Source organism: Prescottella sp. D32, assembly GCF_037287305.1.
GTDB lineage: Bacteria > Actinomycetota > Actinomycetes > Mycobacteriales > Mycobacteriaceae > Prescottella > Prescottella equi.
This window is the reverse complement of the sequence record NZ_JARBSW010000007.1, coordinates 139051-163180: the sequence shown is the minus strand read 5'-3', so window position 1 is coordinate 163180 and position 24130 is coordinate 139051. Positions and strand designations below refer to the sequence as shown.

The window sequence follows — 24130 nt, the reverse complement described above, 5'->3', positions numbered from 1 at the left end:
GTGACCGCGACGTTGAAGGACGCGGGACGCCCGAGCGCGGCGGCGGCGGGGCTCGAGCTCGAGACCCCCGCGTACCGCCGGCACCGCAGCCGACCCGCGTGGCTGTCGCTGCCGTTGCGTCTGCTGGTGCCCGCGGTGCTCGTCGCAGGGTGGTGGATCGGATCCGCCACCGGCCTGATCTCCGAGGCCGTGCTGGCCTCGCCGGTCAAGGTGTGGGACGCGTTCGTCGAGCTGTACTCCACCGGCCAGCTGGTCGACTTCTCGCTCGCGTCGTTGCAGCGGGCCGCGATCGGTGTCTTCTTCGGCACCGTCATCGGCTTGGTGCTCGGGGTTCTGTCGGGGCTGTCGACGCTCGGTGAGGAGCTCATCGACTCGACGATGCAGATCAACCGGGCCGTCCCCTTCCTCGCGCTGGTGCCGCTGTTCATCGCGTGGTTCGGGATCGACGAGACGTTCAAGGTCGTCCTCATCGCGGTCGCGACGGTGGCACCGATGTACGCCTACACGTACCTCGGCGTCCGCAACGTCGATCGCAAGATGGTCGAGGCCGCCCGCGGATTCGGACTCACCGGATGGCGCCTGGTCGCCGAGGCCATCCTCCCGGCCGCGCTGCCCGGCGTGCTGATGGGACTGCGGATCTGCCTGTCGCTCAGCATCACCGGACTCATCGCCGCCGAACAGGTCGGCACCCGCGAGGGCATCGGCTACCTGGTCACGCTGGCGCAGGAGTACAACCGCACCGACTACATGGTGCTGTGCGTGGTGTTGTACGCGGCCCTCGGTCTGGTCTTCGACGCGATCGTGCGGGTCGTCGAACGCTTCGCGATGCCCTGGCGTCGCCTGGCGGTGGTCCGATGAGCGCGGCGCAGGCCCCCCTGCCTCCGCTCGCGGAGCGGGAGCGGACGGCGACGACCGCTGCCGCCCGCCGCGCCGGGGAACCGGTCGCGGTGCGGCTGCAGGGAGTCCGGAAGAGCTTCGGCGACAAGACGATCCTCGGCGGCGTCGACCTCACCATTCATCGCGGCGAGTTCGTCGTGCTGCTCGGTCCCAGCGGCACCGGCAAGACCACATTGTTGCGCCTGCTCACCGGACTCGAACGGCCCGACGGCGGCGAGATCCTCGTCCCGCACCAGCGCACCGTCGTCTACCAGGAACCGCGGCTGATCCCGTCGAAGCGGGTTCTCGGCAACGTCGTCGTGGGGCAGCGCCGCGGCACGGCGGTGAAGCAGGCCGGGACCAAAGCGCTCGGCGAGGTCGGTCTGGCCGGCAAGCAGCGGGACTGGCCGGCGACGCTGTCCGGTGGTGAGGCGCAGCGAGTCGCGCTGGCTCGGGCACTGGTCCGCGAGCCGGAACTGCTGCTGCTCGACGAGCCGTTCGCCGCGCTGGACGCCCTCACCCGCCTGCAGATGCAGGACCTGGTCGGCGATCTGGTCGCTCGGCACCGGCCCGCTGTCCTGCTCGTCACCCACGACGTCGACGAGGCCGTCCGTCTCGCCGATCGCGTGCTGATCCTCAACGAGGGATCGTTCGCGGTCGATGTCGACATCGACCTCGCACGTCCCCGCGATCGGAACGACCCCGAGGCCCTGCGCTACCGCGCGGCGTTCCTCGCTGAGCTCGGCGTCGGCAGAGACGCCACTCACCACCCCGGAAGGAGTGCCCCGTGACCATCGCATCACCCCTCGACACCCTCTGGTACACACGGTGCCCCGTCCCGACCGCGAGCGGGCTCGCGAATTCGCTGGGCTGGTTGTCCGAGACGGCCGACGACGCCGGGCTGCGGTTCGGCATCCTGCAGGACGCCGACGCCGAACTGGCCGGCAGGCATTTCGACCACGGGCTGCCGAGTCTGATCCGGGAGGGCGGCAACGTGCCCGCGCTCGCGGCGCGGGCCGAGGGTGCACCGACCCGGCTCGTCGGACTGACGTGGATCGACGAATCCCAGGCGATCCTGGTCGGACCGGCCGCATCCCTGGATTCCCCCGCGGAACTGGCGGGTCTGCGCATCGGTATCCCCGCGTGGGCGGACGACCGGGCCCGCAGCTTCCCGCGGGCGATGGCACTGCACGGCTTCGCGTCGGCGCTGCGCCTGGGCGGTCTCACGTTCGCCGACGTCATCACCGTCGAGGTGCCGGCCGAGCCGAACCCGCAGGTACGCACCGGATCCCGGTCACGCACCACCACGTGGGGCGTCGAGGCCCTGCTGCAGGGCGATGTCGATGCGATCTACGTCAAGGGCGCGCGGGCGCAGGAGGTGGCCCGCGAACACGGTCTGCAGGTCGCCGTCGACCTCGACGCCACCGCATCGAAGCGGCTGCGCGTCAACAACGGCACCCCGCGGCCGATCACGGTGCACGCCGACCTGCTCGAGTCCCGGCCCGAGCTGGTCACCGCGTTCCTCGCGCAGACGCTGCGGGCCGCCGACTGGGCCGCCGGCAACCTCGACGAGGTCCGCGACGTCCTGGCCCGGGAGACGAACTCGGGGGCGGCCGGCGTCGAGGCCGCGTACGGCGACACGTTCCACCGCGACCTGCACCCGACGCTCGACGCCGACCGGCTCGAGCTGCTCGACGTCCAGAAGCAGTTCCTCTACACGCACGGCTTCCTGGCCACCGACTTCGATCTCGCATCGTGGGCGGCACCCGAGCCGCTGGCCCAGGCCCGTGAGCTGCTCGCATCCGAACGGAAGGTGGCATCGTGACCGAGTTCCTGTGGGAGCTGCCGGTACGCGGCGACGGCCGGCACGTCGGCGCCGTGTCCGAACGTCGGGACGGTTTCGACTTCCTCGACCAGGCGATCCTTGCTGCCGAGCTGTCCGGTCTCGACGGCGTCGTGGTTCCGTACGACCCCGAGGGGGACGACTCGTGGGTGGTGGCCGGCACCGCTCTGCGCCAGACCCGGCACGCCCGCGTCACCGTCGAGTTCCATCCGGCGTTCGGCACCCCGGTGTACGCGGCCAAGCTGTCGGCGACGCTGCAGCGGCTGTCCGCGGGGCGGCTCGACTGGCGAGTGCGGGTGGACGTCGACGACGATGATGCGCGTTCGCGCGGCGACGGTGTCACCGGGACCGACCGCTACCGTCGGGCCCGCGAGTTCCTTACCGTCGCACGCGGTGTGTGGAACGAGCAGCAGGTGCTACCGGGGCGTTTCGGGGGCACCGGCTTCGAGTTCGCGGGCGAGTTCTACGACGTGATCGACGGCGGCTTCCGCGGAATCCTCTCCGGATTGCCTGCACCCACGGTGTATCTGTCCGGGACGTCGCCCGAGGCGATCGCACTGGCGGCCGAGCACGGCGACGTGCACCTGTTGGACGAGCAGTCGCACGGCATCGCCGCCGTGGCCTCCGAACTACGCGGCACCGCAGCCGAATTCGGACGCGAGGTTTGCGTCGGGCTCGAACTCCCGATCGTCGCCCGCGAGGACGCCGACGAGGCCTGGGCCCGGGTCCTCCGGCAGTGGCGTGAGGTGCATCCCGAAGCGACGGCGGCCGACGTGCGCGCGCTCGCGTTGGACGGATCCCGTTGGGCCGGCTTCGACCGCATCGGCTACCGGCAGCAGATCGGACTGGTCGGCAGTTACGAGGACGTGGCGCAGGCCCTGTCGCGTTACCGGGAAGACGGTGTCGAGGTCTTCGTCCTCACCGGACACCCGCACCTCGAGGAACTGCACCGCGTCGGGGAACACCTGCTGCACCTCGTCGACCCCGCCGGCCGCACGCTCGCTGGACAGGAGATCTCCGCATGAGCACCGACTTCTACTGGCGCATCGGGATGGAGGGCGACCACGCGTCGCTGCGCACTCCGCGCCGCTACAACCGTGGACACGCGGGCGGGCACGGTCCCGGCAACATCGCCCCGGCGATCCGCGGCGGTGAACTCGACGGGTACAGCTACATCGACCACATGGCGGCGGTGGTGAAGGCGTCGGAGTCGGCCGGATTCGTCGGGGGTTTGCTCCCGTCGTTCCCGATCACCGAGGACCCGTGGGCGGCGGCGTCGGCGCTGGCGCGGGAGAGCGACACGTACCGGTTCATGGTGGCGTTCCAGCCCGGGTTCCTGCATCCCGTGCAGGCGGCACGGATGTCGGCGAGCCTGCAGCGTGCCACCGGCGGCCGGCTCGTCTACAACATCATCAGCGGCGGCGGGGGAGCACCGCAGCTGTGGTGGGGTGACAAGGTCGCGCACGACGACCGCTACGCGCGCACCACCGAGTTCCTCGACGTGCTGCGCGGGGTGTGGGACGGGACGCCGTTCGACTACGACGGACGCTTCTTCCGCACCGAAGGTGCCGCACTGCCACCGCTGCTGGCGGGCCAGCCGTTCCCGGAGGTGTTCTTCTCGGGGTCGTCCGGTGCGGCGGTCGCGGCGGCGGGCGCGCACGCCGACTACTACCTGTCCTGGCTCGAGCCGTTCGCGGACCTGCGCGCCAAGTTCGACGGTGTCCGCGAGCATTCCGCGAAGCTCGGACGAACTCCGAAGTTCGCGGTGCGCATCGACGTCGTCGCGCGGCACACCGAGGAAGCGGCGTGGGCCGAGATCGAGAAGGGGTGGGCGTTCGTCGATCGTGAGGCCGCCAATCGCGCCGCGCAGGGTGATTCGGTGGGAGCTGCCCGCATCGCGGGCTGGGTGCCGGAGACCATCACCGGTTATCGCGACCTCGAGGTCCAACCCAACGTGTGGTGCGGCTTCAGTCTCATCCGCGGGGGACCGGCGTTCGGGCTCGTAGGCAGCTACGAGCAGGTCGCCGAGCGCCTCGACCAGCTGATCGATCTCGGCGTGGACGCCTTCATCCTCGCCGGCAACCCCCACCTCGAAGAGGCCTACCGCGTGGGCGAGGAGGTGCTGCCGCTGTTGCGCCGCACCACGCCCACCCCGGTCCGCAGTCTTTCCGTCCGATAGGAGCAGTCCCATGACCAGCACCGAAGTTCGAATCACTCCCGCGATCGAGGCGTTCGTCGACGACGCCCGCCGCGCCGCCGACACCGCGTTCCGGGTGTTCCGGGAGACCGGCACCGTCTCCGCCAACGGCACCGTCAACTTCGTCGAGCGCGTGCCCGGCGAGGAACTGGCGGTCGCGCTCAACGAACCCGGACCGTGGGCCGAGGACCGCAGTGCGAAGCCGATTCTCGCGACGTTCGACGGCGAGGTGCTGTCCGGCGACGGACCCGCAGGCTTCGTCACCGGTTACGCCAAGGTGTTCCGGGAGCACCCCGAGATCACGTCGATCGTGCACGTGCACACCCCGTGGCTGGGCGGGTGGGCGCAGACCCACCGCACGCTGCGCATCAAGTACGCAGCCTCGCAGCGCCTGACGCTCTCGCGGGACATCCCACCGCACATCGACCGCAGCCAGTCGCCGGGCGATTTCATCCTCGACCGCCTCGTCGACGACCCGGATCTCGTCGCCATCTTCGAGGCCAACGGCGGCGTCAACGTCATCGGCCGCGCCGGACTGCTCGAGCTCGCCAAGTTCGTGGTGCTGCTCGAGGAGGGTGCGCAGTACCAGGCGCTCGGCGAACTGGTCGGCGGCACCGCCGATTTCGATGCCACCAATCTGGTCGCCCAGTGGGGCCGCAGTGGCCTGCTCGACGAGGCCCGCCGCCGCGGACTCGTCTGAGCCCGGACAGTCAGGAGCATTCCCATGACGATTCGAGTCGGGTACTTCCCGAACAACAACTCCCTGTTCGCGCTGCGCCACAACGGACTGCTCGAACTCCGCCTGCCGGACGTCGAGTGGGTCGACCTGCGTGAGCTGCCCGCGCCGCAGCGGGTCGATCCGCGGCACGGGTTGCCGACGCTGCACTCGGACTGGCTCTTCGAGGCCGGCGGTTACGACGTCATCGGCACCGGCTTCACTCCGCCGATCACCGGTCTCGGTCAGGGCCGCGACCTCGTGTACGTCGGCATCTCGGGACCGCGGGTCGAGAACGGCCGGCTGGTCGCGCTGTCGGAGTCCGGGATCCGGACGGTTTCGGACCTGCGCGGCAAGCGGGTCGGTGTCGCGCACGGCTCGTGGCAGACCACCCTGGTGTTGCTGGCACTGGACCGCGACGGCCTCACGTGGTCGGACATCGTCCCGGTGGACGTCGACGTCGACCGCGGCGGAGCCGCGCTCCTCGCCGGGGAGATCGATGCGTGGGTCGGCGCCTACCCGGGCCTGGCCGAAGTGGAGGCGCAGACGAAGGTGCGGACCCTCGTCGACACCGACGGACTGTTCAGCCACCCGTCGCTGTGGTTCGTGCGGCGGGAGTTCGCCGAGACCCGCCGCCCGGAGCTCGAGGCGGTGATCGCGGCGCTGCAGGAGTCGGACGCCTGGATCGTGGCGAATCCGCGCGAAGCGGCGCGCTTCTTCGTCGAGGACGCGGAGCGTCGTGGCGGTACGGCCGACCTGGACCGATGGGAACAGGCGCTGCGCGGACGACCCTTCGGGATCGGCGCGGTGACCGATGAGTTCCTCGACGAGCAGCAGCGTGCGGCCGACCTGTTGCACGCCAACGGTCTGCTGCCGCGTGCCGTCACCGTGCGCGACGCGGTGCTGCCGTGGATCGGGGAGGTCGTCGAGGCGAGCCGTCCGGCGACGGTCTGAGGGGAGGGGAATCCGGCGGCCGTCCCGCTGCCGCCCACCGCTACCCTGGTATCCGAGCGTCTGCTGAGGTTGCGGCGCTGGTGAGCAGCAGGGATGGCGTCGATGGGCAGGCAGCGGGGCGGCCGCAGGAGCGAGGGCCGCGATCCTCGTGGCGACGGCGGGCCTGTCGCCGGCACCTACGAGATCGATACGGGAAACTGCGAGCTCGAGGAGGATCCGTTCGACCAGCAGAGCTGGATCCTGCGGATCAACGGTGAGCCGAGTTCCCACATCGATCTCGCCGATCCGCGAACGCTGGCGTTCGACTACATGCGGTGGATCTCGGAACTGGTTCTTTCCCAGTGGGATTCGTCGTCGAAACTGCGTGTACTCCACCTGGGCGGTGGGGCCTGCACGCTCGCGCGGGCCTTCGCGTCCCTGTACCCCGATGCGCGGCAGGTGGTCGTCGAGCTGGACGGCCGACTCGCCGTGCTGGTGCGGGAGTGGTTCGACCTGCCCCGCGCGCCGCTCCTGCGGGTGCGGGTGGGGGAGGCGCGGGCGGTGACCGAGACGCTCACCGAGGACAGCCGCGATGTGATCGTCCGGGACGTGTTCGCGGGCAACAGCACCCCACATCTGTTGACCACCCTCGAGTTCACCCGCCAGGCACGCCGTGTGCTCGCGCCGGGCGGAATCTACGTCGTCAACTGCGGTGATACCCCGGACCTGCGTGGCGCCCGGGCCGAGGCGGCGACCATCGGCGAGGTGTTCGAGCACACCGCGATCATCGCGGACCCGGCGATGCTCAAGGGCAAACGCGACGGCAACATCGTGATCGCCGGCAGCGACGTCCCGATCGCGACGTCGTCGGCCCTCGCGAGCCGCGTCCTGGGCGGAGGTACTCAGGCACACGTATGGCAGGACGCCCAGGTTCGGAAGTTCGCCGAGTCGGCCAGGGTGCTCCGGGACGATGCAGCAGCCGCTGCGGAATCGCAACCCCCGCAGGGCTGAGGCGGCGAGCGCCATCTTTGCGGTGGCAGCCGTCGACGCCACCGCAGGTTCTCTGTAAGCGCCCTGCTCCGTCAGCCGTTGCTGCCGCAGCCGTTCACCGATCGCGTTCGCCGGGTGGACTTCTCACTCACGACACCTTGCTGCGCGGCGCTCAGCGTGCACAATGCCACGCATCGCGCTGCTGCTCGGACACCGGGATGTGAGGCGATAGCGCGGATCATGCCGACCGTCGATGACATGGAAGCTGCCCTTCTCTTCGAACTCGGTACTCGCGGAACCCCACATAGAATACCCTGAGGGGGTATACCCGATTCGGCGCTGCGTGGTCACGCGCCTGTGCACGTCCGCGCGCAGGCGTCGATCAGGCCGCGCGGGGTCCGGCTCGGCCGTGTGCGGGGATGGGCTTCTTGTGTGGGTCGACGGTGGATGGTGGGGTGAACCACGGCTTTCTGTCCGGGCCTATGTGGACTTCCCAGTGGGAGTGGTGCAGCAAGGTGTGGTGGTAGCGGCAGAGTAGGACGAGGTTGTCGAGGTCGGTGGGTCCACCGTCTGCCCAATGCTTTACGTGGTGGCCTTCGCAGTGGGCGGGTGGTGTGCCGCAGCCGGGGAAGGCGCAGCCGTGGTCGCGGGCGATCAGGGCGCGGCGCTGTTTCTTCGACACGGTCCGGCTGCTGCGGCCGAGATTCAAGGGGATGCCGTCGTCCATGACGATGGGTGTGAGGTGACAGTCGCACGCGAGCCGCCGGGCGGTGGCGATGGACAGCGGCCCCGTGTGGGGCATGCGTGCGATGTCTTTGTCGCCGAACAGGTCCGAATCGCCATCCGTGGGCGTCCACTCGTGTGCCGACTCGCTGCGGGCGAGATCGCTGGCGTTCACATGCAGCGACAGGTGGGGCCGCTCGCCGCCCTCGATCGGCGCGTCGCCGGAGTCGAGGTAGCGGCGCAGGATCTCGGCGAACGCATCGGCCCGCTGCCGTGCCGGGGTGCGTTTCTCGGCCGGGTCGTCGAGAAGAGTCCGTGGTTTGGTCAACGCTGAGAGTGCCGTCAACAGCATTTCACCGGTCACGGCATCGAGGTCACCTTTGACGGAGACGCGGCCGTTCAGAGTTTTCGAGGCGTGGAATTCGTTGCGTTCGGTGTCTTCGCTGGGTGGGAGTTCGTCGGATTCGAAGATCCGCTCCAGCCGGGAGATGCAGGTGCGGACGGTCGTGGTGGTCGCGGCGGGACCGGACGCGGCGTCCAGCAACACTTTCCGGCACGAACCAAGCGCTTCGTTCGGCATTCCGCGGGTTGGGGTTTCGCAGAACTTCCCGATCAACGCCGCGTGCTCGGCCGATACAACTCCCGCATTGAAGGCGTCGGCGATCTCGGGCTGCCGGCTGAGCATCCGGCCCAACGCGAGGATCCGTGCCGCGGCCGGCACTTCCAACAGTGAGTTCGCGGCCAACCACTGCTTGACACTGCGAAATCCGAGGGTGTCGAACGAGACTGCGCGCTCATCGATTTCGGCAACCGCGACGACCCTGAGAGCCTCCAGACGTTCGATCTCGCGAGACATCTCGATCACCGACCGCACGAGGTCGGGTTCGACGAGCCGACGCACCTCGGCAGGCTGCAGCGCGGTGGCCGTGATGCCCGAATTGTTGAGTCCCCCCGGATTCATGACACGAGCCTAGTTCGAACTGATGTTCGAGTCAATGCTTCATGGTGCGACTTGCCTCTGAGGTGTCCTCGTCCGAAGCCACCTCGCGCGCTGCTCGTACTCCGACCCAGGCTCCGCCGAGGGTGAACCCCAACAGGCACGCGGCGCCGGCGAAGCCGAGAGCGGTGAGCATCGCTTCGGGCATCGGGATCAGTGCGCTCAGGCCGGCGACGATCGCGAGTCCGCCGCCGATATCGGTCCACGGCCTGCTCGCGCCGTGTGCAGCGGACCAGGTCTCGTCGCTGTGCATGGTCGTCGGGGTGCGGATGCCCGCGAGGGAGTTCCTCCCAAGGCGTCCGGTGGCGGCCGCGCGTGAGGTCCAGGTGATCGCGATACCGGCGATCACGAACGTCAGACACAGGGTTATCCGCAAGCCGATCGAGTCCATGCCGCCACGCTAGGCCATCGAGTCCGGAATCGGCCTTTCCGGACGTCGATGGCCTAGCGCCGTCAGCGTGCGATCACCATCAGTTCGATGTTGCCGCCACGTCTGATCGTGTTGTAGATCGGACAGGATGCGACGAAGCGGGCAGCAAGCGTGTCCGCGTCGGCCTGCTCGACACCGTCGACGGTGATCGTCACGTGTGTGAAGTCGTAGCGGGTGGGGTCGATGGTTCCGCGGCCGTGCGAGGCGACCACCTCGATGCTCGTCATGCCGAGGCCCTCGGCTGCGGCGTTGGCTTCGAAATTCGCCATGGCACACGAAGCCAACGCCGACAGCAGCAACTCACCCGCCTGGATCGACTCGCCGGGCCCGAGACGAGAATCGCTGACAAGGTGGTTGGCGCGGGCGTCGAGCACGTACCGCCCGGGGCGGCCCGCGATCGTGTGTCCGGTGACGACAGCGACGTTGCTCATCGGATCCCGGCCGCGGCGCGGGGGACGCGGTTGGTCCACTCGCCGCGATCCGGGCGGGCCAGGCCGAGATTCTCGCGAAGGGTGGCGCCCTCGTAGTCGGTGCGGAAGAGGCCCCGCCGCTGCAACTCCGGTACGACGAGTCTCGTGAAGTCTTCGAAGCCGCCGGGCTGGTACGGAGCCTGGACCATGAAGCCGTCGCATGCGCCCCCGGTGAACCACTGCTCGAGACCGTCCGGGACCTCCGGCGCTGTGCCGATGAAGCCGCCCTCGACGCGGCCCCCGTACTGTTTGCCCAGTTCGCGCAGCGTCAGACCCTCGCGCTCGGTGATCTCTCGGACCTCGCGGTAGTGGCCCTCTACGCCGGGTACCTCGACCTCGGGCAACCTCTCGTCGAGTGGAAAGGTCGATAGATCGACGTCCAAGTGGTAGGCGAGTGTGGAGAGGCCACCGAGAGGAGGGATGAGCTCGAACAACTCGTCGAACATCTGGTGCGCAATGGCGTTGGTGGGACCGATGATCGGCGCAATCGACGGCAGGATCTTCACCTGCTCGGGGTCCCGGCCGTGGGCGGCTGCTCGGCCCTTGATCTCGGCGTAGAAGTCCTGCGCGGACTCCAACGATGCATGGCTGCAGAAGATCACGTCCGACCAACGCGCTGCGAAGTCCTTGCCCTTCGCCGACGCGCCGGCCTGGATCACGACTGGGTACCCCTGGGGTGGCCGCGGGACGTTGAGCGGGCCCTGGACCGTGAACCACTCGCCCTTGTGCTCGATGGCATGCACCTTTTCGGGATCGGCGAACAGCGGCGCCTCGGTGTCGACTACCAGGGCGTCCTCCTCCCACGAATCCCATAGCTTGCCCGCGACCTCGAGGAACTCGTCGGCACGCTCGTATCGCTTGTCCCGGGGGAACTGTGCGTCGCGGTCGAAGTTTCGGGCCTCGGACTCCTGGAAGGATGTGACGACGTTCCAGGCAGCGCGGCCATCGGTCAGATGGTCGAGCGTCGCGAACGATCTGGCGACGGTGAACGGCTGTGCATAGGTGGTTGAGACGGTCGCTGCCAGGCCCAGATGGTCGGTGACTGCGCTCATCGATGTCAGCACGTGTAGCGGGTCGAGGCGCAGGGACCCCAGCGCGCCGTTGCGCAACTGGGTGTCGGTGCTGGAACCGAAACGGTCCGGCACCGAGAGGATGTCGGCAAAGAAGGCGAGGTCGAAGCGGCCGTCTTCGAGCGTGCGGGCGATGTCCTGGTAGTACCGAGCGTCCAGCCACCCGGGAACCGAGCTTGGATATCGCCAGCCACCAGGGCGTCCGGGGCCGGCCGTGACGAAGGCGGCAAGGTGCATCTTGTTGTCGGACATGTCGTTACCTACTTCGCAAGTTCCTGGTCGATGACGGACTTGATCGAGTCGAATCGCGGATCCTGCAGCCACGTGGTCACATCGACCCGGTCCGGATACACGCCGAGTCGATGGAAGTTGTCTGCGAGATCCTGCGTGCCCGCTATCGCGTCCGCTCCGATCGTGGTGAAATCTCCGGCCCCGGAATAGGACAGGCGGCCGGCGCGCACCAGATCGAGGTAGACCTGGGCTTCGAGCTCGCTGCCGGCGAACCCTCCGAGGCGGGTGAACTCGGAGACAGCCGCCTCCGGGTTGGCGTCGATCCAGCGCTGAGCGTCACGAACGCTGCGGACCAGGGTGGCGGTTTGCTGCGGGTGGTTGTTCGCGAACGACTCGCTCGCGACGAAGAACGCGTAATCGTAGGTGCGCACACCGGGCAGCGTGACGGCGTTGTGCTTGCGCTGGGCCAGTTCCGCCATCGGCTGCCAGGTGATCCACGCGTCCACCTTGCCCTGTGCGAACGCGGCTTCCGCATCCGCGGCGGTGAGGTTGACGTACTCGATGTCGTCGATCGTGAGACCGGCGGACTCGAGGTACTTCACCAGACTGTAGGTGCCGGTGGTCCCGCGATGATCGGCGACTTTGCGGCCCTTCAGATCGGTGACGGATCGGATAGTGGACCCCTGCGGGACCAGGATGTCGACCTCGTCGGACGGGAGGGGATACGCGACGAGCGGAACGATCGGCACGCCGCCGCCGATCGCGTAGATCACCGCGGTCGCGGTCGCGAAGGAGAAGTCGACGCTGCCGGACTTGATCGCCTCCATGACAGGCAGCGACGCCGGGAACCCTGTGGGCCATTGGATCGGGACCCCGCCGAGGTCGGCCGAGACGTCGAAGCCACCGAGGCCGTGGCGCAGCACGGTACCGGGCTCGGCGTTGCCGTCTCCGATCAGTGCGTACCGCACCTGGGTCAGCGGACCGGTGTCGGTAGTCGAGGAGTTACCGGTGCCGCATCCGGTCAGTGCGAGGGCTGACAGACCGAGCAGACCGGCACCGGTCGCGCGCAGGAACCCGCGTCGATCCAGGGTCGAGGAGGAGGAGGGGGGCATGAGAGGTGATCCTTCTGTCGATTGCGCTGGGTGTAGATCAGACGCCGGATGGTGCCGCGTCGGCTTCGAGGAGCCCGTCGAGGAACTCCTCCTTCCAGGCCGCGAGATCTGGGTTGCCGCGGGCGCGGGGGCGGGGGAGATCGATTCGAAGTTCACGAGTGATTCCGCGATCGGTGAGGAGCAGGACTCGATCGGACAGCGTGAGTGCTTCCTCGACGTCGTGGGTGACGAGTAGAACGGTACGGGGGTACTCGGCCAGGACTCGCTCGAGAAGTTGTTGCATCTGGACGCGGGTGATCGCGTCGAGCGCGCCGAACGGCTCGTCGAGCAGCAGGACATCGGGGTGGTGCAGTAGAGCGCGGGCGAGCGCCACGCGTTGCCTCTGACCACCCGACAGCTCCGAGGGCCAGTCGTTCTCGCGTCCGGCCAGACCCACTTCGGTCAACAGCGCGGCCGCCTCGTCGCGTCTGCCGCGCGTCCCGAGCTGGACGTTGTCGAGGACACTCCGCCAGGGCAGAAGGCGATCTTCCTGGAACATCATCCGCGACACGGTTTTTCCACCGCCGGTGGTGTCGATCCGGCCGGAAGTGGGTTCCTCGAGTCCGGCGATGATCCGCAGCAACGTGGACTTGCCGACGCCGCTCGGTCCGAGGAAGGTGACGAACTCGCCGGGGGCGATGGACAGGTCCAGATCGGCGAGAACGTGTTTGTCGCGGTAGCGGTGCCCGATGCCCGTCAGTTCGAGACCGATCAGCTCCATCGCCGTCATCATCGATTTCCTCTCCGATAGTTGGGGTTCCAACGCAGGACGCGGGCCTCGACGAGTCGGATGATCTGGTCGGCGACAAGTCCGGCGAGGGCATACAGCACGATCGCCAGCACGATGCGGTCGTTGCGTAGGAGATCGCGTCCGTTCTGCGCGAGATAGCCGATGCCCTCGCTCGTCGCGATGGTTTCGGCCACGACGAGCGTCAGCCAGGCCACGCCGAGCGCATAGCGGATTCCGGTGAGGATCATCGGCATTGCACCGGGGACGACGATCTGACGGATCAGCGCACCTCGGCGGAGTCCGTACGAGCGCCCGAGCTGGACGAGTTTGGGATCAACGGTGCGGATCCCGGCGACCGTGTTGAGATACACGGGAAAGATCACACCGAGCGTGACGAGCACAATCTTGGGTAGTTCGCCGATTCCGAACGCTGCGATGAGCAGCGGCACCAGCGCTAGGTGGGGCAGTGCCCGCAGCATCTGCAGGGTGCGGTCGACGACGCCCTCGGCGATCCGGGACAGACCGACAGCGAAGCCGAGTGCGAGACCGATCGCCGCGCCGATGCCGAAGCCGATCACGATGCGACGCACGCTCACCGACAGATGTCGTTGGAGTTCGCCGTCGCTCCACAGCCGGGCGGCGGTGTCGAACACCTTGCTGGGCGGCGGAAGGATCGTGGCCGAGATGGCTCCCGTCGACGAAGCCCACTGCCAGCCGATCAGCACGAGCAGAGGCACGATCCACGGCAGTACCGCCGAGGCCGACGGGAGCGGCCGCACGCGGCGTCGGCGGGCGGAGGCGGGCGACCCTGTGGGCGCCGTCGGCCGGGTGAGCGTGGTCTCAGACATGGGGGCGTATCACTGCGTGCACGGATGACAACATCGGATTCTCCTGAGAGGAAGGGGATTTCAGGAGAGTAGATGCAAGGGGATGCAAATGACGACATCTGTATACACATGGATTTGAAGTCTTTACAGTGGCTCACGACCTCTGGTAAGCGTTGCCGGACGGAAGACTGCGAACAGAGGGGGACAGTGGTGGTGGCGAATGGGTCGAACCCGTACATCGAACTACGGGGGCGTATCACCGGCGGCAGGTACCGCCCGGGTTCGACGCTCGTGCCCACTGCGGTGGGCGCGGAGTTGGGATTGTCCCGAACTCCCGTGCGGGAGGCGCTGCACCGACTCGAGTTCGACGGTCTGGTGGTCCAGGTGTCGCGGGGTTACCGAGTGCGGGAGCGAACCGCGGAGGAGGTGCTCGAGATCTGCGATGCGCGCATCGCCCTGGAATCGGCGGTCGCCCGATCCGCGGCGGTCAAACGCACCGATCTCGACCTGGCCCGGCTCACGCGGTTGTTCGACGAGGCCGGTGCGGCTGCCGACCCGGCCGACGCCCTACGTCTGCACAACGCGTGGCACGGGGCGTTACGGGACGCCGCCCATAACGCGACCATCACCGAACTGATGGAGCGTCTGGACGCGCAACTCGCGGTGTATGACGCGGAGGAGTCGCGGGCGCCATCGAATCTCGAGCAGATCGAGGCCGAGCACGAGGCGATTCTCGCTGCGGTGCGTGCCGGCGACGGGGAGCGGGCGCGTGCTCTGATGATCACGCATCAGGAGCGCACCCGCGACATCCGGCTCGCGGCGATGGCCGCACGCTGATCATGCTCCCGCCGGCAGTTTCGTGAAGTCGGCGGGTCGGCCTTCCGCGAACGCCGCCAGGGCTTCCTCGTTCGCCGGTCCGCCCAGCATCTCGCGGAAGTGAGCATTCTCCCGTTCCCGTGCCTCTGCGATCGCGGTCCGCAGCGGTTCGGTCATCGTGCGTTTGACCGCGACGAGGCTGGAGATCGGTTTGGAAGCAAGGATTTCCGCGTGTTCGCGGGCGACTGTCAAGAGCTCGTCCGGCGTGCACACGCGCCATGCCAGACCCATCTCCTTCGCCTGTGAGGCGTCGATCCACTCCGAACTCAGCAGTGCCCACGCCGCGTTCTGCCGCCCGATCAGCGCCGGCATCAGGTAGCTCGATCCGGCCTCGGGGACGACGCCGAGGTTGGTGAACGGATAGCGGAGACGTGCGGTGTCGGCCATGAACGTGAGGTCGGCGAACCCCAGGATCGTCGCACCGGCGCCGAGTGCAAGACCGTTGACGGCGCAGATCAGCGGCTTCGGGAAGGCAGCCAGTGCGTCGACGAGTCCATTGAAACCGTGCTTGCCGCGCTGATAGTCCGGGTCGGTGTTGAGCGCCTGCATCTCTCGGAGATCGGTGCCGGCGCTGAAGGCGCGGCCGTTCCCGGTTAGCAGCACGACGGCGACGGTCGGGTCGTCTGCCGCGTCCAGAAGCGCTTCGGTGGTGGCGTCGTACAGGACTTCACTGAACGCGTTGAGTGCCTCGGGGCGGTCGAGTGTGAGGGTTCGGACGCGGGCGTTGTCCTCTACCAGGATGCTCATACTCGAAGACTAGAACGAATTTCAGGGGCCGGGTAGGTCTTTCTCAGGCCCGGTCCGCGCTTTGCTTAAAAACTGATATCACTTTAATATCTGTTTCGAACGAGCGCGGCCGAGCGGGCCGTGCGGACGAGGAGGGCACGCGATGGCATCCGAAACCGAAGTCGCCGGTAGGGGTGTGGTGGAAGCGACCGGGGTGGTGGAGCGTCTCGGCTGGTCCGCCAACGGGTGGCCCGTCGCGGTCGGCGGACTGCTCGCGGTGCTCGCGGGCGCCGGGGTGATCACGGCTGGGGTTCTGCTGTGGTCGGACGTGAACATCCCGCTGATCGTGGCCGGCTCCCTGGTGGTCGTCGCGGCGCTGATCGCGCTGGTCGGACTCGTCCTCGTCGAACCCGGCCAGGCTCGAGTCCTCCAGTTGCTGCAGGGTTCGTACGCCGGGACGCTGCGCGAGGACGGACTGCGCTGGATCAATCCGCTCAACACCCGGCGGGCCATCTCCACCCGAATCCGTAACCACGACACCGGCAAAGCGAAGGTGAACGACGCCGACGGCAATCCGATCGAGATCTCCGCCGTCATCGTCTGGCAGGTGCGCGACACCGCCCGCGCGACGTTCGACGTCGACGACTTCGAAGAGTTCGTGGCCGTCCAGACCGAGGCCGCGGTGCGCCACATCGCCGGCAGTTACCCGTACGACGGTGACGGCACGTCGATCTCGTTGCGGCAGAACGCCGACGAGATCACCTCCCGGTTGTCCGAGGAGGTCGGGGAGCGGGTGCGGTCGGCGGGTGTGCAGGTGATCGAGTCGCGCATCAACCAGCTGGCCTACGCGCCGGAGATCGCGCAGGCGATGCTGCGGAGGCAGCAGGCCGGTGCCGTCATCGCGGCCCGTGAGCAGATCGTCCACGGCGCGGTCGGGATGGTTGCGTCGGCGCTGGATCGGCTCGAACGTGAGCACACCGTCGAACTCGACGAGGAACGCAAGGCCGCGATGGTCTCCAATCTGCTGGTGGTCCTGTGCGGAGACCAGAGCGCCCAGCCGATCGTCAACACCGGCACGCTCTACCAGTAGGCTGCGTCGTCATGGTCGAACGCAAGAAGGTGCTGTTGCGCCTCGACCCCGCGGTGCACGACGCGCTCGCACGGTGGGCTGCGGACGAGCTGCGAAGCACCAACGCCCAGATCGAGTTCCTGCTGCGCCGCGCACTCGACGACGCCGGACGGGCTCCGGCCGGTGCGGAGCGCATGCGGCGGCCGGGGCGTCCACGTAAGGACGAGGAACAGTAGAAGGGGCCCGGCGGTGAAAACCGCCGGGCCCCTTCTCGATTCGTTCAGCTGCGGGTGAAGCGGGCGGGATCGCTGCCCGGTACTTCCGCCACCTGGCCGCGAGCGACGAGGTGGCGCAGGTGGGCTGCGGCCTCGGACAGCGCCATGCCCTTCGCCATGGGGTGGAACTTGTCCCACGGCCGGTACCACTTCATCCGTTCGGCCACCTGCCACACCGTGATCTCGTCGTCGGCGAACGCGCCGTAGAGGTGGTCGAGCCGCTCCTCGTGGTGATCGAGCAGTTCCCCGGCCCGGCCCGCGACGTCGGTGATGGGAACGCCGTGCGCCCCCAGCCCGCGGGTGATGTCCATCTTCTGCACCCGTCGCAGCGAGTCCATGAACTCGGCGAGCGCGTCACGCTCCTCGAGCGGGTACACGAAGTTGCCGACGTGCGGGGTGGTCTTCTGCAGCACATGGTCGCCGGTGAACATCACGTCGGCGTCCTCGAGGTAGAAGCACACGTGGCCGGGCGTGTGGCCCGGTGTGTAGACGGCCTGCAGGCTTCGACCCGCCAGGGCGATCAGTTCGTCGTCGGCGAGGATCCGGTCGGGGGCCGATTCCGGCCCGACCGGCGGATCACCCTGTGCGGACTTCTGGAAGGCCTCCCGATCGGCGACCGGCGCGCCGGCGCGCTCGAGGTTGGACAGCTGGAAGTCCATCCACTCCTGGTCCCGGCCCGACGACATCTTCTCGAACATCTCGTGGTCGGCCTCGTGCATCGCGATCCACGCCCCCGACGCCTCCCGGACGCGTCCGCAGAGGCCGGTGTGGTCGGGGTGGAAGTGAGTGAGCACGACCCCCTCGACCTCGGACACCGAGTGCCCGACCGACTCGAGGCCCGCGGTCAGCCCGTCCCAGCCCTCGTCACCGTCCCATCCGGCGTCGACCAGTATGAGTCCGCCTGGCGACTCCATGGCGTAGACGAGCGTGCTGCCCAACGGATTGTGGGACATAGGAACCGTGATCTGGAAGATGCCATCTCCGATGGCCGAAGCATCACTCATGCGCGCAACCTCGTTGACTAGTTGAAACCCGTTCTAACTATGTCTCCATAGTTACCCCGTGGCGCGCGGCCGCGGTGAGGCAGGTCCCACTCGACGGAAAACCGGGCTAGGCGACCAGGTCGGCGTACTCGGGATGGGACTGGACGTACTTCGCGACGTACGAGCACGACGGCACGATCTTGAGGCCCTGTTCGCGCGTCGCGTCGAGTGCTGCCTTGACGACCTGACCGGCGATGCCCTGACCACGGAAGTCGGGCTCGGTCACGGTGTGCCCGAAGTCGCGGACCCCGTGCGCCTCGACGTAGTCGGCGTATCCGGCGAGGGCGTCGTCGACGTAGATCTCGAAGCGGCTCTGATCCGCGTTGTGCTCGATCCTGTTCGCCACGGTCGGGCTCCTTTCGTGTTGCTTACGATCGCACGTTACCTCGGTACAAGGCCCGGCCCGGATCGGTCTATTCCCGCGGACCGGCTTTGCCGAACACCGCTTCGGTCGCGCGCCCCGATGAGATACTGATGACGCAGCATCGAGGCTCTTCCGTTTCAGACTCAGCCCTTCGAGGAACAGAGGTCGTGCGGTGGACGACAAGCAGTTGGACGATTCCGAGTTCGACGAACTCGGTCCCATCGATTACGCGGTCGTGGAATTCCCGGCCGGGCGGAATCCCGACGGCTCCGCGCTGCCGATCCTGGTCGACCTGGTCGAACGCGGCATCATCCGGGTCCTCGACCTGGTGTTCGTCCGGAAGGACGACGACGGCTCGGTGGTCGGTCTCGCGATCGAGGATTTCGGGTTCGGCAGCGAAGTCGACGTCACGCTGTTCGCGGAGGCGTCGTCGGGGTTGCTCGACCGCACCGACCTCGACGAGGCGGCCGTCGCGCTCGAGCCTGGCAGGTCCGGAGCGATCCTCGTCTACGAGAACTGCTGGGCGGCACCGTTCGCGACGGCGCTGCGACGTCAGGGCGCGCAACTGGTGGCGTCCGGGCGCATTCCGGTCCAGGGCGTTCTGTCGGCGCTCGACGCGCTCGACGCCTCCACCTGAGAATCGAGGAGCAATCATGCCGGGTCTTCTCCGAGGCGTAGCCCGCACCGCCGTGGTCGCAGGAACCGCCACTGCGGTGTCCAATCGGGTGTCGCGCAGGCAGGGCCAGCGCTGGGCAGCACAGCAGGCTCCGCCCCAGTACGAGTCCGCGTCCCAGTACGAGCCCGCACCGCAGTACCAGTCGGCGCCGCAGTACGAGGCCGCACCGCCGCCCCCTGCGGCGCAGGCGCCGGCCGCCGCGGGAACCGTCGACCGGATCAGCGCGCTCAAACAACTCGGCGAACTCAAGGCGCAGGGAGTCCTCACGGAGGAGGAGTTCGCCGCGGAGAAGGCCAGAATTCTGGCGTCGTGACCCACCGAGGAGGAGCCGAAGATGGACAGCTTCTGGAACGTCGTCGCAGTGATCCTCGCCTGCTTCATCTTCGGCGCATACCTCATCGTCTTGTTCGCGGTGTTCGCCGATCTGTTCCGAGACCACAAGATGTCGGGGGTTGCGAAGGCGTTGTGGATCGTCTTCCTGATCTTCCTGCCGTTCGCGTCGACGCTGGTCTACGTCATTCTCAAGGGCGACGACATGGCGCGCCGGGCGCACTCCGACTTCGAGCGGGTCGAGCACGCCGAGCACGAATACGTCGAGCGCATATCTCGGGGTTCGCGCGCGCACCAGATCCACGAGGCGAAGCAGATGCTCGACGCGGGCCTCATCGACGACTCCGAATTCCAGGAACGGAAGCAGCGGGCGCTGAGCTGAGCCGCCGCGCTTACCCCATTCCGGCCGTCCGGCCTGGAATAGTGCGCAGTCATGGAATCTGTCGGGGCGCCACGATGCGTGCGCTGAAGGTGCTTGCGACCTGTTTCGGGTTGGTGCTCGGTCTGCTCACCCTCGCGGTCGTCACTCTCGTCGAGTGGGTCTGGCTGTCCGAACCCGTCCGGACCAACTTCGCGTACGTCGGCGAGTACTCGTACGGCAGCGTCTCCGTGGCGGTCGATCGCTCGTGGATGCTGGTGGCGCTCATGTATCCCGTTGTGGGCGCAGTGCTCGGGTGGCTGTCGGCCGTCGCCGCGATCCGGTTCGGCTGGAAGCTCACGCGTGGCGACTCGTGACCGACGTGTGAATCACGGTGCCGGAGATACCTCGTCGGCCTCCCGCTCGTCCCCGGACTCGACGTAGCCGCGGGTCGGCCGCGCCAGGACCTCGAGCACCAGGAGCGCGAGGAGGGTGCCGACGACGATCCAGAACACGACGAGACCGGTGGGGTAGCGCCAGAAGACCAGGAGCAACGCTGCGATCCCGATGATCGTGCAGCGCAGCGGAACCCGAAGCTGGAATGCCCATCGTTCGATGCTGCTCGGGGTGTGGCCGTGCACGGGACGGTTGACCACGGTGACGGCACGACCGAACCCCCGCCGCACGGCCATGGCCGAGGAGGATCCGCCGACCAGATAGGCGCCGACCGCGACCACCAGCGCCGCCACCGCCACTGCACGCAGGCTGGTGCGCAGCGGCACGAGCACCGTGTCGACCACCGCGGCCGCGGCATCGGCGGACAAGACGTCGGCCGGGATGTCGTCGATGTAGATCGCGCGGGCCACGAGTATCGCGATCGCGAGGACGAGCATCCCGAGTGCCACCGACAGCCCGGCGAGTGACAGGGTGCGCAGGCGACGACCACGTGGAGCGAGCGCGACCGCACCGGCGATGCAGGCTATGCCGAGCCACGGCAGTACTGCGGACGCCTTGTCGAGTGCGTTGACCGCGCGTTGGGCCTTCACCAGATTCGGGGACTGGAACAGCACGAACTGCTTGTCGACCGACGGAATGTTCTGCGCGATCGTGAAACCGCGGTCGGTCAATGCGGTCTTCACATTCTCGATGATCGTTGCCAGCGAGATGCTCACGGTGCCGCTCTGATCGACCTCGACGGAACTGATCCCGTAGTTGCCGGTGACGACCGACACGAGGGCGCTGTGGGCGCGGCGGTTGGCCTGGATCCACAGATCCTCGAACTGTTGGGATTGCACGAACGTCGACACCGTGTCGTGGACGAAGCTCTTCGCCTGACCCGCGATCACGGGCGACAACCCGGTCAGGAGCTGATTGACGCGCGGAGCGTTGGACGCGACGTTCGAGGCCTCGGTGATCGCGCCCAGCGCTTCCGCAGTGAGCGCGTCGATGTCGACGCGGCTGAAGATCTCGTCGGTGATCTGGTTGGTGACCTCGGCCTGGATCGCAGGATCCTCGCCGAGCGGTGCGACGGTGGTGATGTACCGGTCAGTGTCGAGGATCTGGCTGCGCACGAAGCGGGACGTCACCGACACGATCGCCAGCACGGCGACGAGGACCAGGAGCACCGTAACGCCGATCCACCGCAGGGTGTGCCGTGGGGGGCGGGCGGGCGCCGCGGTGGCCGAACCCGATCCGGCGACCTGGGTGCGCAGCGTCGCAACCTCGGCGCGAAGGCGTCGCAGTTCCGCCCGTTCGTCGTTGTCGAGCAGACCGTTTCCGGCGTCGTTCGTCATGGCCGCGACGTCTCCTCGGGGTTCCAGGTGGCAACCGCCCAGATGACCACGGCGTTGAGCGCGATGATCGAGATCGCCCACATCGGGTAGTTCGGCAACCACAGAAAGTTGACGAGAATCGACACGCCGCAGATCACCATCGCGGCCACCCGGGCCCACGCGCGGCCGGTGAACAGCGCCGCACCGGCGGCGGCGACGACAATGCCGAGTACCACGTGGATCCAGCCCCACCCGGTCTCGCCCAGCTGGAATCGGTAGTCGGCGTCCAGGTCCAGCACCTTGTCACCGTCGACGGCGGACAGGCCCTGGAGGGCTTCGAGCAGGCCGACCGTGACGAGCAGGACCGCGCCGCCCAGTGCTGTTCCCTTCGCGACGGCCTGCTCGACCACGGTGTCGCCGGCGAAGAGCCCGTCGTGACCGTGGTTCTCGGGCGTGCGGTCGGACATGGGTGCCCCTTCCGTCGGCGCAGAATCGTGCACGGAACCTGATTGTGCTCCGCTCCCGCGATTCCGGGACCGAGTTCGTCCAGGTTCCTCAGTCCGTCAGGAGCCGCGATCGGCGAGCGCGACGGCGTCCGTCACTCGGCACCTTTCGGTTCGTGGCCGGAAGGACCGAGGGAATTCGGTGCCTCGCCGTCGATCTCGTCGTCCGGCGGGTCGTCGACGATGCGGGCGCCGCCGAACCGCGCCGCGAATGCCGTGTCGACGGAGGCCGCGAACCGGCCCAGCTGGTCGAGGGCGTCCGCGAGGTGGCGCGGCACGAACGGATTGGCCGAGACGTCGACGGACGCGTTCAGCCGGTCCTCGTCGAGAGTGAACCGGATCGCGGGCCAGCGGCGGGTGAGGTCGCAGATCATCTCCGCGGCGCGGGTCCGGCCGCTGATCGAGTGCAACAACGGCATCCACGCCCGCACCAGTGGTTGATCGGGGTGCGCGATCACGAACACCGGATGGTCGTCGAGCGTGAGCACGACGTCGCCGTCCTGGTCGAGGCGTGGCATGAACCCGAGCGACTGTTCGACTGCCCGCGCGATCAGTTCGCGTAGCTGCTGCGGATCGTCGGGGACCGTCGCGACAGTGTCGTCCACGTACGGGACGGCGAACTCGTCACCGGTCTCGACGTCCGGGATGCCCAGCAGGTCGGAGCCGGCGAGGGTGCCGACGATCTCGGGTCGCAGGAAACTCGGATGCGGGACGCTCCACACCTCGCGCAACGTCGTCACGGTCATTGCGGCACACTGGTCGGCCCAACGTTGTTCGCGATCGACGAAGAACGCGGACGAACCCTCGTCTGGGTCGTCGTCGGGTCCGTGGGTGGGTGCGGACCAGCCCAGGTTGCGGAGGATGTTCTCGGCTGCCGGGGCCAGCTGGTGGCGGGGTGCGAGGTACGCGTTGGACGACACCTCCCCACGCAGCATGACCTCGTCCCACACGAGGAACTGCACCCACGGGGCGAAACCCTCCACCGTGGATTCCTCGGCCCACTCGAGGACGAGGACGTCGTCGTTGCGCATGGCAGCGAGGTGGTCGGCGAGGCGGCGCTGGAAGCGGTTCCAGGACCGGTCGATTGCTGCGTCGAAGGTGTCGGAATCGATCATGAGCCCCCTGTCATTCCGGATGGAGCCTCACCGGGCAAACCTGGAAACGGGCGCCCGGTGATGTGGTGATCAAGGTAGCGCGGACCCCCGACAGGATCGTGGACGGCGACCCCGGCGTGTGGCCGTTCAGCCCGCGAGCAGCGCCGTCGCGCCGGCGGGGAGCTCGGCCCCGGTGCGGCGGAAGATCTCGGCGGGCCGTCCGGCGCCACCACTGCTGGTCCGCCCGGTCGTCTCGAGTGCCTCGACGACCAGTCGCCGGAACGTGTCCTTGGGGAGGGGGCGGTCGTAGATCGCTTCGTAGAGCCGGCGCAGTTCGAGCACCGTGAACTCCTCGGGCAGCAGCCCCGACGGATCGACGTGCCGGGAGTAGCGGGCCCGTAGATCGTCGACCGCGTGCGACACCATCTCGGCGTGGTCGAATGCCAGGGGTTCGCCGGGGCCGCGGTCGTCGATCCGCACCAGTCGCACGTCGTGGGGCAGTCGGTCGACCGGCAGCGCCGCGCCGTGGGCCATCGACAGCACCCAGCCGCGGTCGTCGCGGTCCGGCGCGTCGAACATCGCGAGCTGATGGAAGTCGGTGCCGGTGAGGTCGGCCTTCGTGCTCAGGGCCCGCTCGGCCGCATCGGACAGGCGTTCACCCGGATGCAGGAAAGTGCCCGGCAGCGCGAGGCCGCGCGGCCCGTCGACCACCACGACGGCGAGTCCGCGCTCGTCGACGGTGAGTACCGCGACGTCCACGGCGACCGATGGACGGGGATAGTCGGTGAGGGACTTCTCGTTCACGGTTGCAGATTAGCGCACCCATGATCTAATCTTTAGCGCAACATTGATCTAAAAGGG

Annotated in this window: 29 protein-coding genes; 15 read left to right on the top strand and 14 right to left on the bottom strand. The window is 68.1% G+C overall.

Translation table 11 applies throughout. The features are described 5' to 3' along the window. The 8 genes from PSS76_RS23520 (at position 1) to PSS76_RS23485 (ending at position 7575) form a co-directional block, all read left to right on the top strand. The gene (locus PSS76_RS23520) at positions 1-858 is read left to right on the top strand and encodes an ABC transporter permease (RefSeq protein WP_013415518.1); all 858 of its coding nucleotides are present in this window, start codon (positions 1-3) and stop codon (positions 856-858) included. Then, positions 855-1667: an ABC transporter ATP-binding protein gene (locus PSS76_RS23515; protein WP_337456709.1), complete on the top strand. Its 813-nt coding sequence runs from the start codon at positions 855-857 to the stop codon at positions 1665-1667. The genes PSS76_RS23520 and PSS76_RS23515 overlap by 4 nt, the downstream gene beginning before the upstream one ends. Then, positions 1664-2701, top strand: a complete 1038-nt coding sequence (locus PSS76_RS23510) for an ABC transporter substrate-binding protein (protein WP_064058131.1) — start codon at positions 1664-1666, stop codon at positions 2699-2701. The genes PSS76_RS23515 and PSS76_RS23510 overlap by 4 nt, the downstream gene beginning before the upstream one ends. After that, positions 2698-3744, top strand: coding sequence for an LLM class flavin-dependent oxidoreductase (locus PSS76_RS23505; RefSeq protein WP_106851234.1), 1047 nt, complete (start codon positions 2698-2700; stop codon positions 3742-3744). Before PSS76_RS23510 ends, PSS76_RS23505 begins: the two co-directional genes overlap by 4 nt. Then, positions 3741-4898, top strand: a complete 1158-nt coding sequence (locus PSS76_RS23500) for an LLM class flavin-dependent oxidoreductase (RefSeq protein ID WP_106851235.1) — start codon at positions 3741-3743, stop codon at positions 4896-4898. Before PSS76_RS23505 ends, PSS76_RS23500 begins: the two co-directional genes overlap by 4 nt. A gap of 10 nt (positions 4899-4908) precedes the next feature. Further along, the gene (locus tag PSS76_RS23495) at positions 4909-5616 is read left to right on the top strand and encodes a class II aldolase/adducin family protein (protein WP_242420355.1); all 708 of its coding nucleotides are present in this window, start codon (positions 4909-4911) and stop codon (positions 5614-5616) included. 24 nt (positions 5617-5640) lie between these two features. Further along, positions 5641-6585, top strand: coding sequence for an ABC transporter substrate-binding protein (locus PSS76_RS23490; protein WP_022595013.1), 945 nt, complete (start codon positions 5641-5643; stop codon positions 6583-6585). A gap of 102 nt (positions 6586-6687) precedes the next feature. Continuing rightward, positions 6688-7575, top strand: coding sequence for a spermidine synthase (locus tag PSS76_RS23485; RefSeq protein WP_221278587.1), 888 nt, complete (start codon positions 6688-6690; stop codon positions 7573-7575). Between the two features lie 361 nt (positions 7576-7936). On the opposite strand, the gene PSS76_RS23480 is transcribed toward PSS76_RS23485, so the two are convergent. The 7 genes from PSS76_RS23480 to PSS76_RS23450 form a co-directional block, all read right to left on the bottom strand. Next, positions 7937-9238, bottom strand: a complete 1302-nt coding sequence (locus tag PSS76_RS23480) for an HNH endonuclease signature motif containing protein (RefSeq protein WP_337456708.1) — start codon at positions 9236-9238, stop codon at positions 7937-7939. A gap of 31 nt (positions 9239-9269) precedes the next feature. Then, entirely contained in the window at positions 9270-9665 is a 396-nt protein-coding gene (locus tag PSS76_RS23475) for an SdpI family protein (RefSeq protein WP_337456707.1), read from the bottom strand. Positions 9666-9727: 62 nt separating this feature from the next. Beyond that, positions 9728-10135 (bottom strand): OsmC family protein, encoded by a 408-nt coding sequence (locus tag PSS76_RS23470; protein WP_064079219.1) that lies wholly within the window; start codon positions 10133-10135, stop codon positions 9728-9730. Then, positions 10132-11496, bottom strand: a complete 1365-nt coding sequence (locus PSS76_RS23465; protein ID WP_337456706.1) for an LLM class flavin-dependent oxidoreductase — start codon at positions 11494-11496, stop codon at positions 10132-10134. Before PSS76_RS23465 ends, PSS76_RS23470 begins: the two co-directional genes overlap by 4 nt. 8 nt (positions 11497-11504) lie before the next feature. After that, positions 11505-12587: an NrtA/SsuA/CpmA family ABC transporter substrate-binding protein gene (locus PSS76_RS23460; RefSeq protein WP_064079205.1), complete on the bottom strand. Its 1083-nt coding sequence runs from the start codon at positions 12585-12587 to the stop codon at positions 11505-11507. A gap of 37 nt (positions 12588-12624) precedes the next feature. Next, the gene (locus tag PSS76_RS23455; protein WP_064075945.1) at positions 12625-13356 is read right to left on the bottom strand and encodes an ABC transporter ATP-binding protein; all 732 of its coding nucleotides are present in this window, start codon (positions 13354-13356) and stop codon (positions 12625-12627) included. Further along, positions 13356-14204 carry an ABC transporter permease gene (locus PSS76_RS23450; RefSeq protein ID WP_081185381.1) on the bottom strand — a complete coding sequence of 283 codons (849 nt, stop codon included), beginning with the start codon at positions 14202-14204 and terminating at the stop codon, positions 13356-13358. Before PSS76_RS23450 ends, PSS76_RS23455 begins: the two co-directional genes overlap by 1 nt. 192 nt (positions 14205-14396) lie before the next feature. On the opposite strand from PSS76_RS23450, the gene PSS76_RS23445 reads away from it, so the two are divergent. Further along, positions 14397-15020 (top strand): GntR family transcriptional regulator, encoded by a 624-nt coding sequence (locus PSS76_RS23445; RefSeq protein ID WP_049910272.1) that lies wholly within the window; start codon positions 14397-14399, stop codon positions 15018-15020. On the opposite strand, the gene PSS76_RS23440 is transcribed toward PSS76_RS23445, so the two are convergent. Beyond that, a complete protein-coding gene (locus PSS76_RS23440) occupies positions 15021-15806 on the bottom strand; it encodes an enoyl-CoA hydratase/isomerase family protein (protein ID WP_064079207.1) in 786 nt (261 codons plus the stop codon). It lies immediately after the preceding gene. Between the two features lie 142 nt (positions 15807-15948). Here PSS76_RS23440 and PSS76_RS23435 point away from each other — a divergent pair, with 142 nt between their 5' ends. Beyond that, a complete protein-coding gene (locus tag PSS76_RS23435) occupies positions 15949-16875 on the top strand; it encodes an SPFH domain-containing protein (RefSeq protein ID WP_005514225.1) in 927 nt (308 codons plus the stop codon). A gap of 11 nt (positions 16876-16886) precedes the next feature. Further along, positions 16887-17090, top strand: coding sequence for a type II toxin-antitoxin system antitoxin (locus PSS76_RS23430; protein WP_005514223.1), 204 nt, complete (start codon positions 16887-16889; stop codon positions 17088-17090). Positions 17091-17134: 44 nt separating this feature from the next. Here PSS76_RS23430 and PSS76_RS23425 read toward each other — a convergent pair whose 3' ends face one another. Further along, positions 17135-18133, bottom strand: a complete 999-nt coding sequence (locus tag PSS76_RS23425) for an MBL fold metallo-hydrolase (RefSeq protein WP_337456704.1) — start codon at positions 18131-18133, stop codon at positions 17135-17137. Positions 18134-18239: 106 nt separating this feature from the next. Continuing rightward, positions 18240-18518: a GNAT family N-acetyltransferase gene (locus tag PSS76_RS23420; RefSeq protein WP_013415528.1), complete on the bottom strand. Its 279-nt coding sequence runs from the start codon at positions 18516-18518 to the stop codon at positions 18240-18242. A gap of 205 nt (positions 18519-18723) precedes the next feature. Here PSS76_RS23420 and PSS76_RS23415 point away from each other — a divergent pair, with 205 nt between their 5' ends. The 4 genes from PSS76_RS23415 (at position 18724) to PSS76_RS23400 (ending at position 20277) form a co-directional block, all read left to right on the top strand. Next, positions 18724-19173: a DUF6325 family protein gene (locus PSS76_RS23415; RefSeq protein ID WP_172504570.1), complete on the top strand. Its 450-nt coding sequence runs from the start codon at positions 18724-18726 to the stop codon at positions 19171-19173. Between the two features lie 16 nt (positions 19174-19189). Beyond that, on the top strand, positions 19190-19525 hold the full coding sequence (locus PSS76_RS23410) for an SHOCT domain-containing protein (protein ID WP_022595024.1): 336 nt from the start codon (positions 19190-19192) through the stop codon (positions 19523-19525). Positions 19526-19546: 21 nt separating this feature from the next. Continuing rightward, positions 19547-19924 carry an SHOCT domain-containing protein gene (locus tag PSS76_RS23405; protein WP_013415531.1) on the top strand — a complete coding sequence of 126 codons (378 nt, stop codon included), beginning with the start codon at positions 19547-19549 and terminating at the stop codon, positions 19922-19924. A 74-nt stretch (positions 19925-19998) separates the two neighbouring features. Continuing rightward, the gene (locus tag PSS76_RS23400) at positions 19999-20277 is read left to right on the top strand and encodes a hypothetical protein (protein ID WP_013415532.1); all 279 of its coding nucleotides are present in this window, start codon (positions 19999-20001) and stop codon (positions 20275-20277) included. Positions 20278-20289: 12 nt separating this feature from the next. Here the strand turns inward: PSS76_RS23400 and PSS76_RS23395 are convergent, their stop codons facing one another. The 4 genes from PSS76_RS23395 to PSS76_RS23380 all read right to left on the bottom strand — a co-directional run bounded on the left by PSS76_RS23395 (position 20290) and on the right by PSS76_RS23380 (position 24073). Then, positions 20290-21693, bottom strand: coding sequence for a hypothetical protein (locus PSS76_RS23395; RefSeq protein ID WP_337456703.1), 1404 nt, complete (start codon positions 21691-21693; stop codon positions 20290-20292). After that, complete coding sequence (locus PSS76_RS23390; RefSeq protein ID WP_005514211.1) at positions 21690-22139, bottom strand: DUF7144 family membrane protein; 450 nt, start codon at positions 22137-22139, stop codon at positions 21690-21692. Before PSS76_RS23390 ends, PSS76_RS23395 begins: the two co-directional genes overlap by 4 nt. Before the next feature lie 131 nt (positions 22140-22270). Continuing rightward, positions 22271-23290, bottom strand: a complete 1020-nt coding sequence (locus PSS76_RS23385; protein WP_084867317.1) for a TY-Chap domain-containing protein — start codon at positions 23288-23290, stop codon at positions 22271-22273. A 126-nt stretch (positions 23291-23416) separates the two neighbouring features. After that, on the bottom strand, positions 23417-24073 hold the full coding sequence (locus PSS76_RS23380; protein WP_084870830.1) for an NUDIX hydrolase: 657 nt from the start codon (positions 24071-24073) through the stop codon (positions 23417-23419). Positions 24074-24130: the final 57 nt, after the last annotated feature.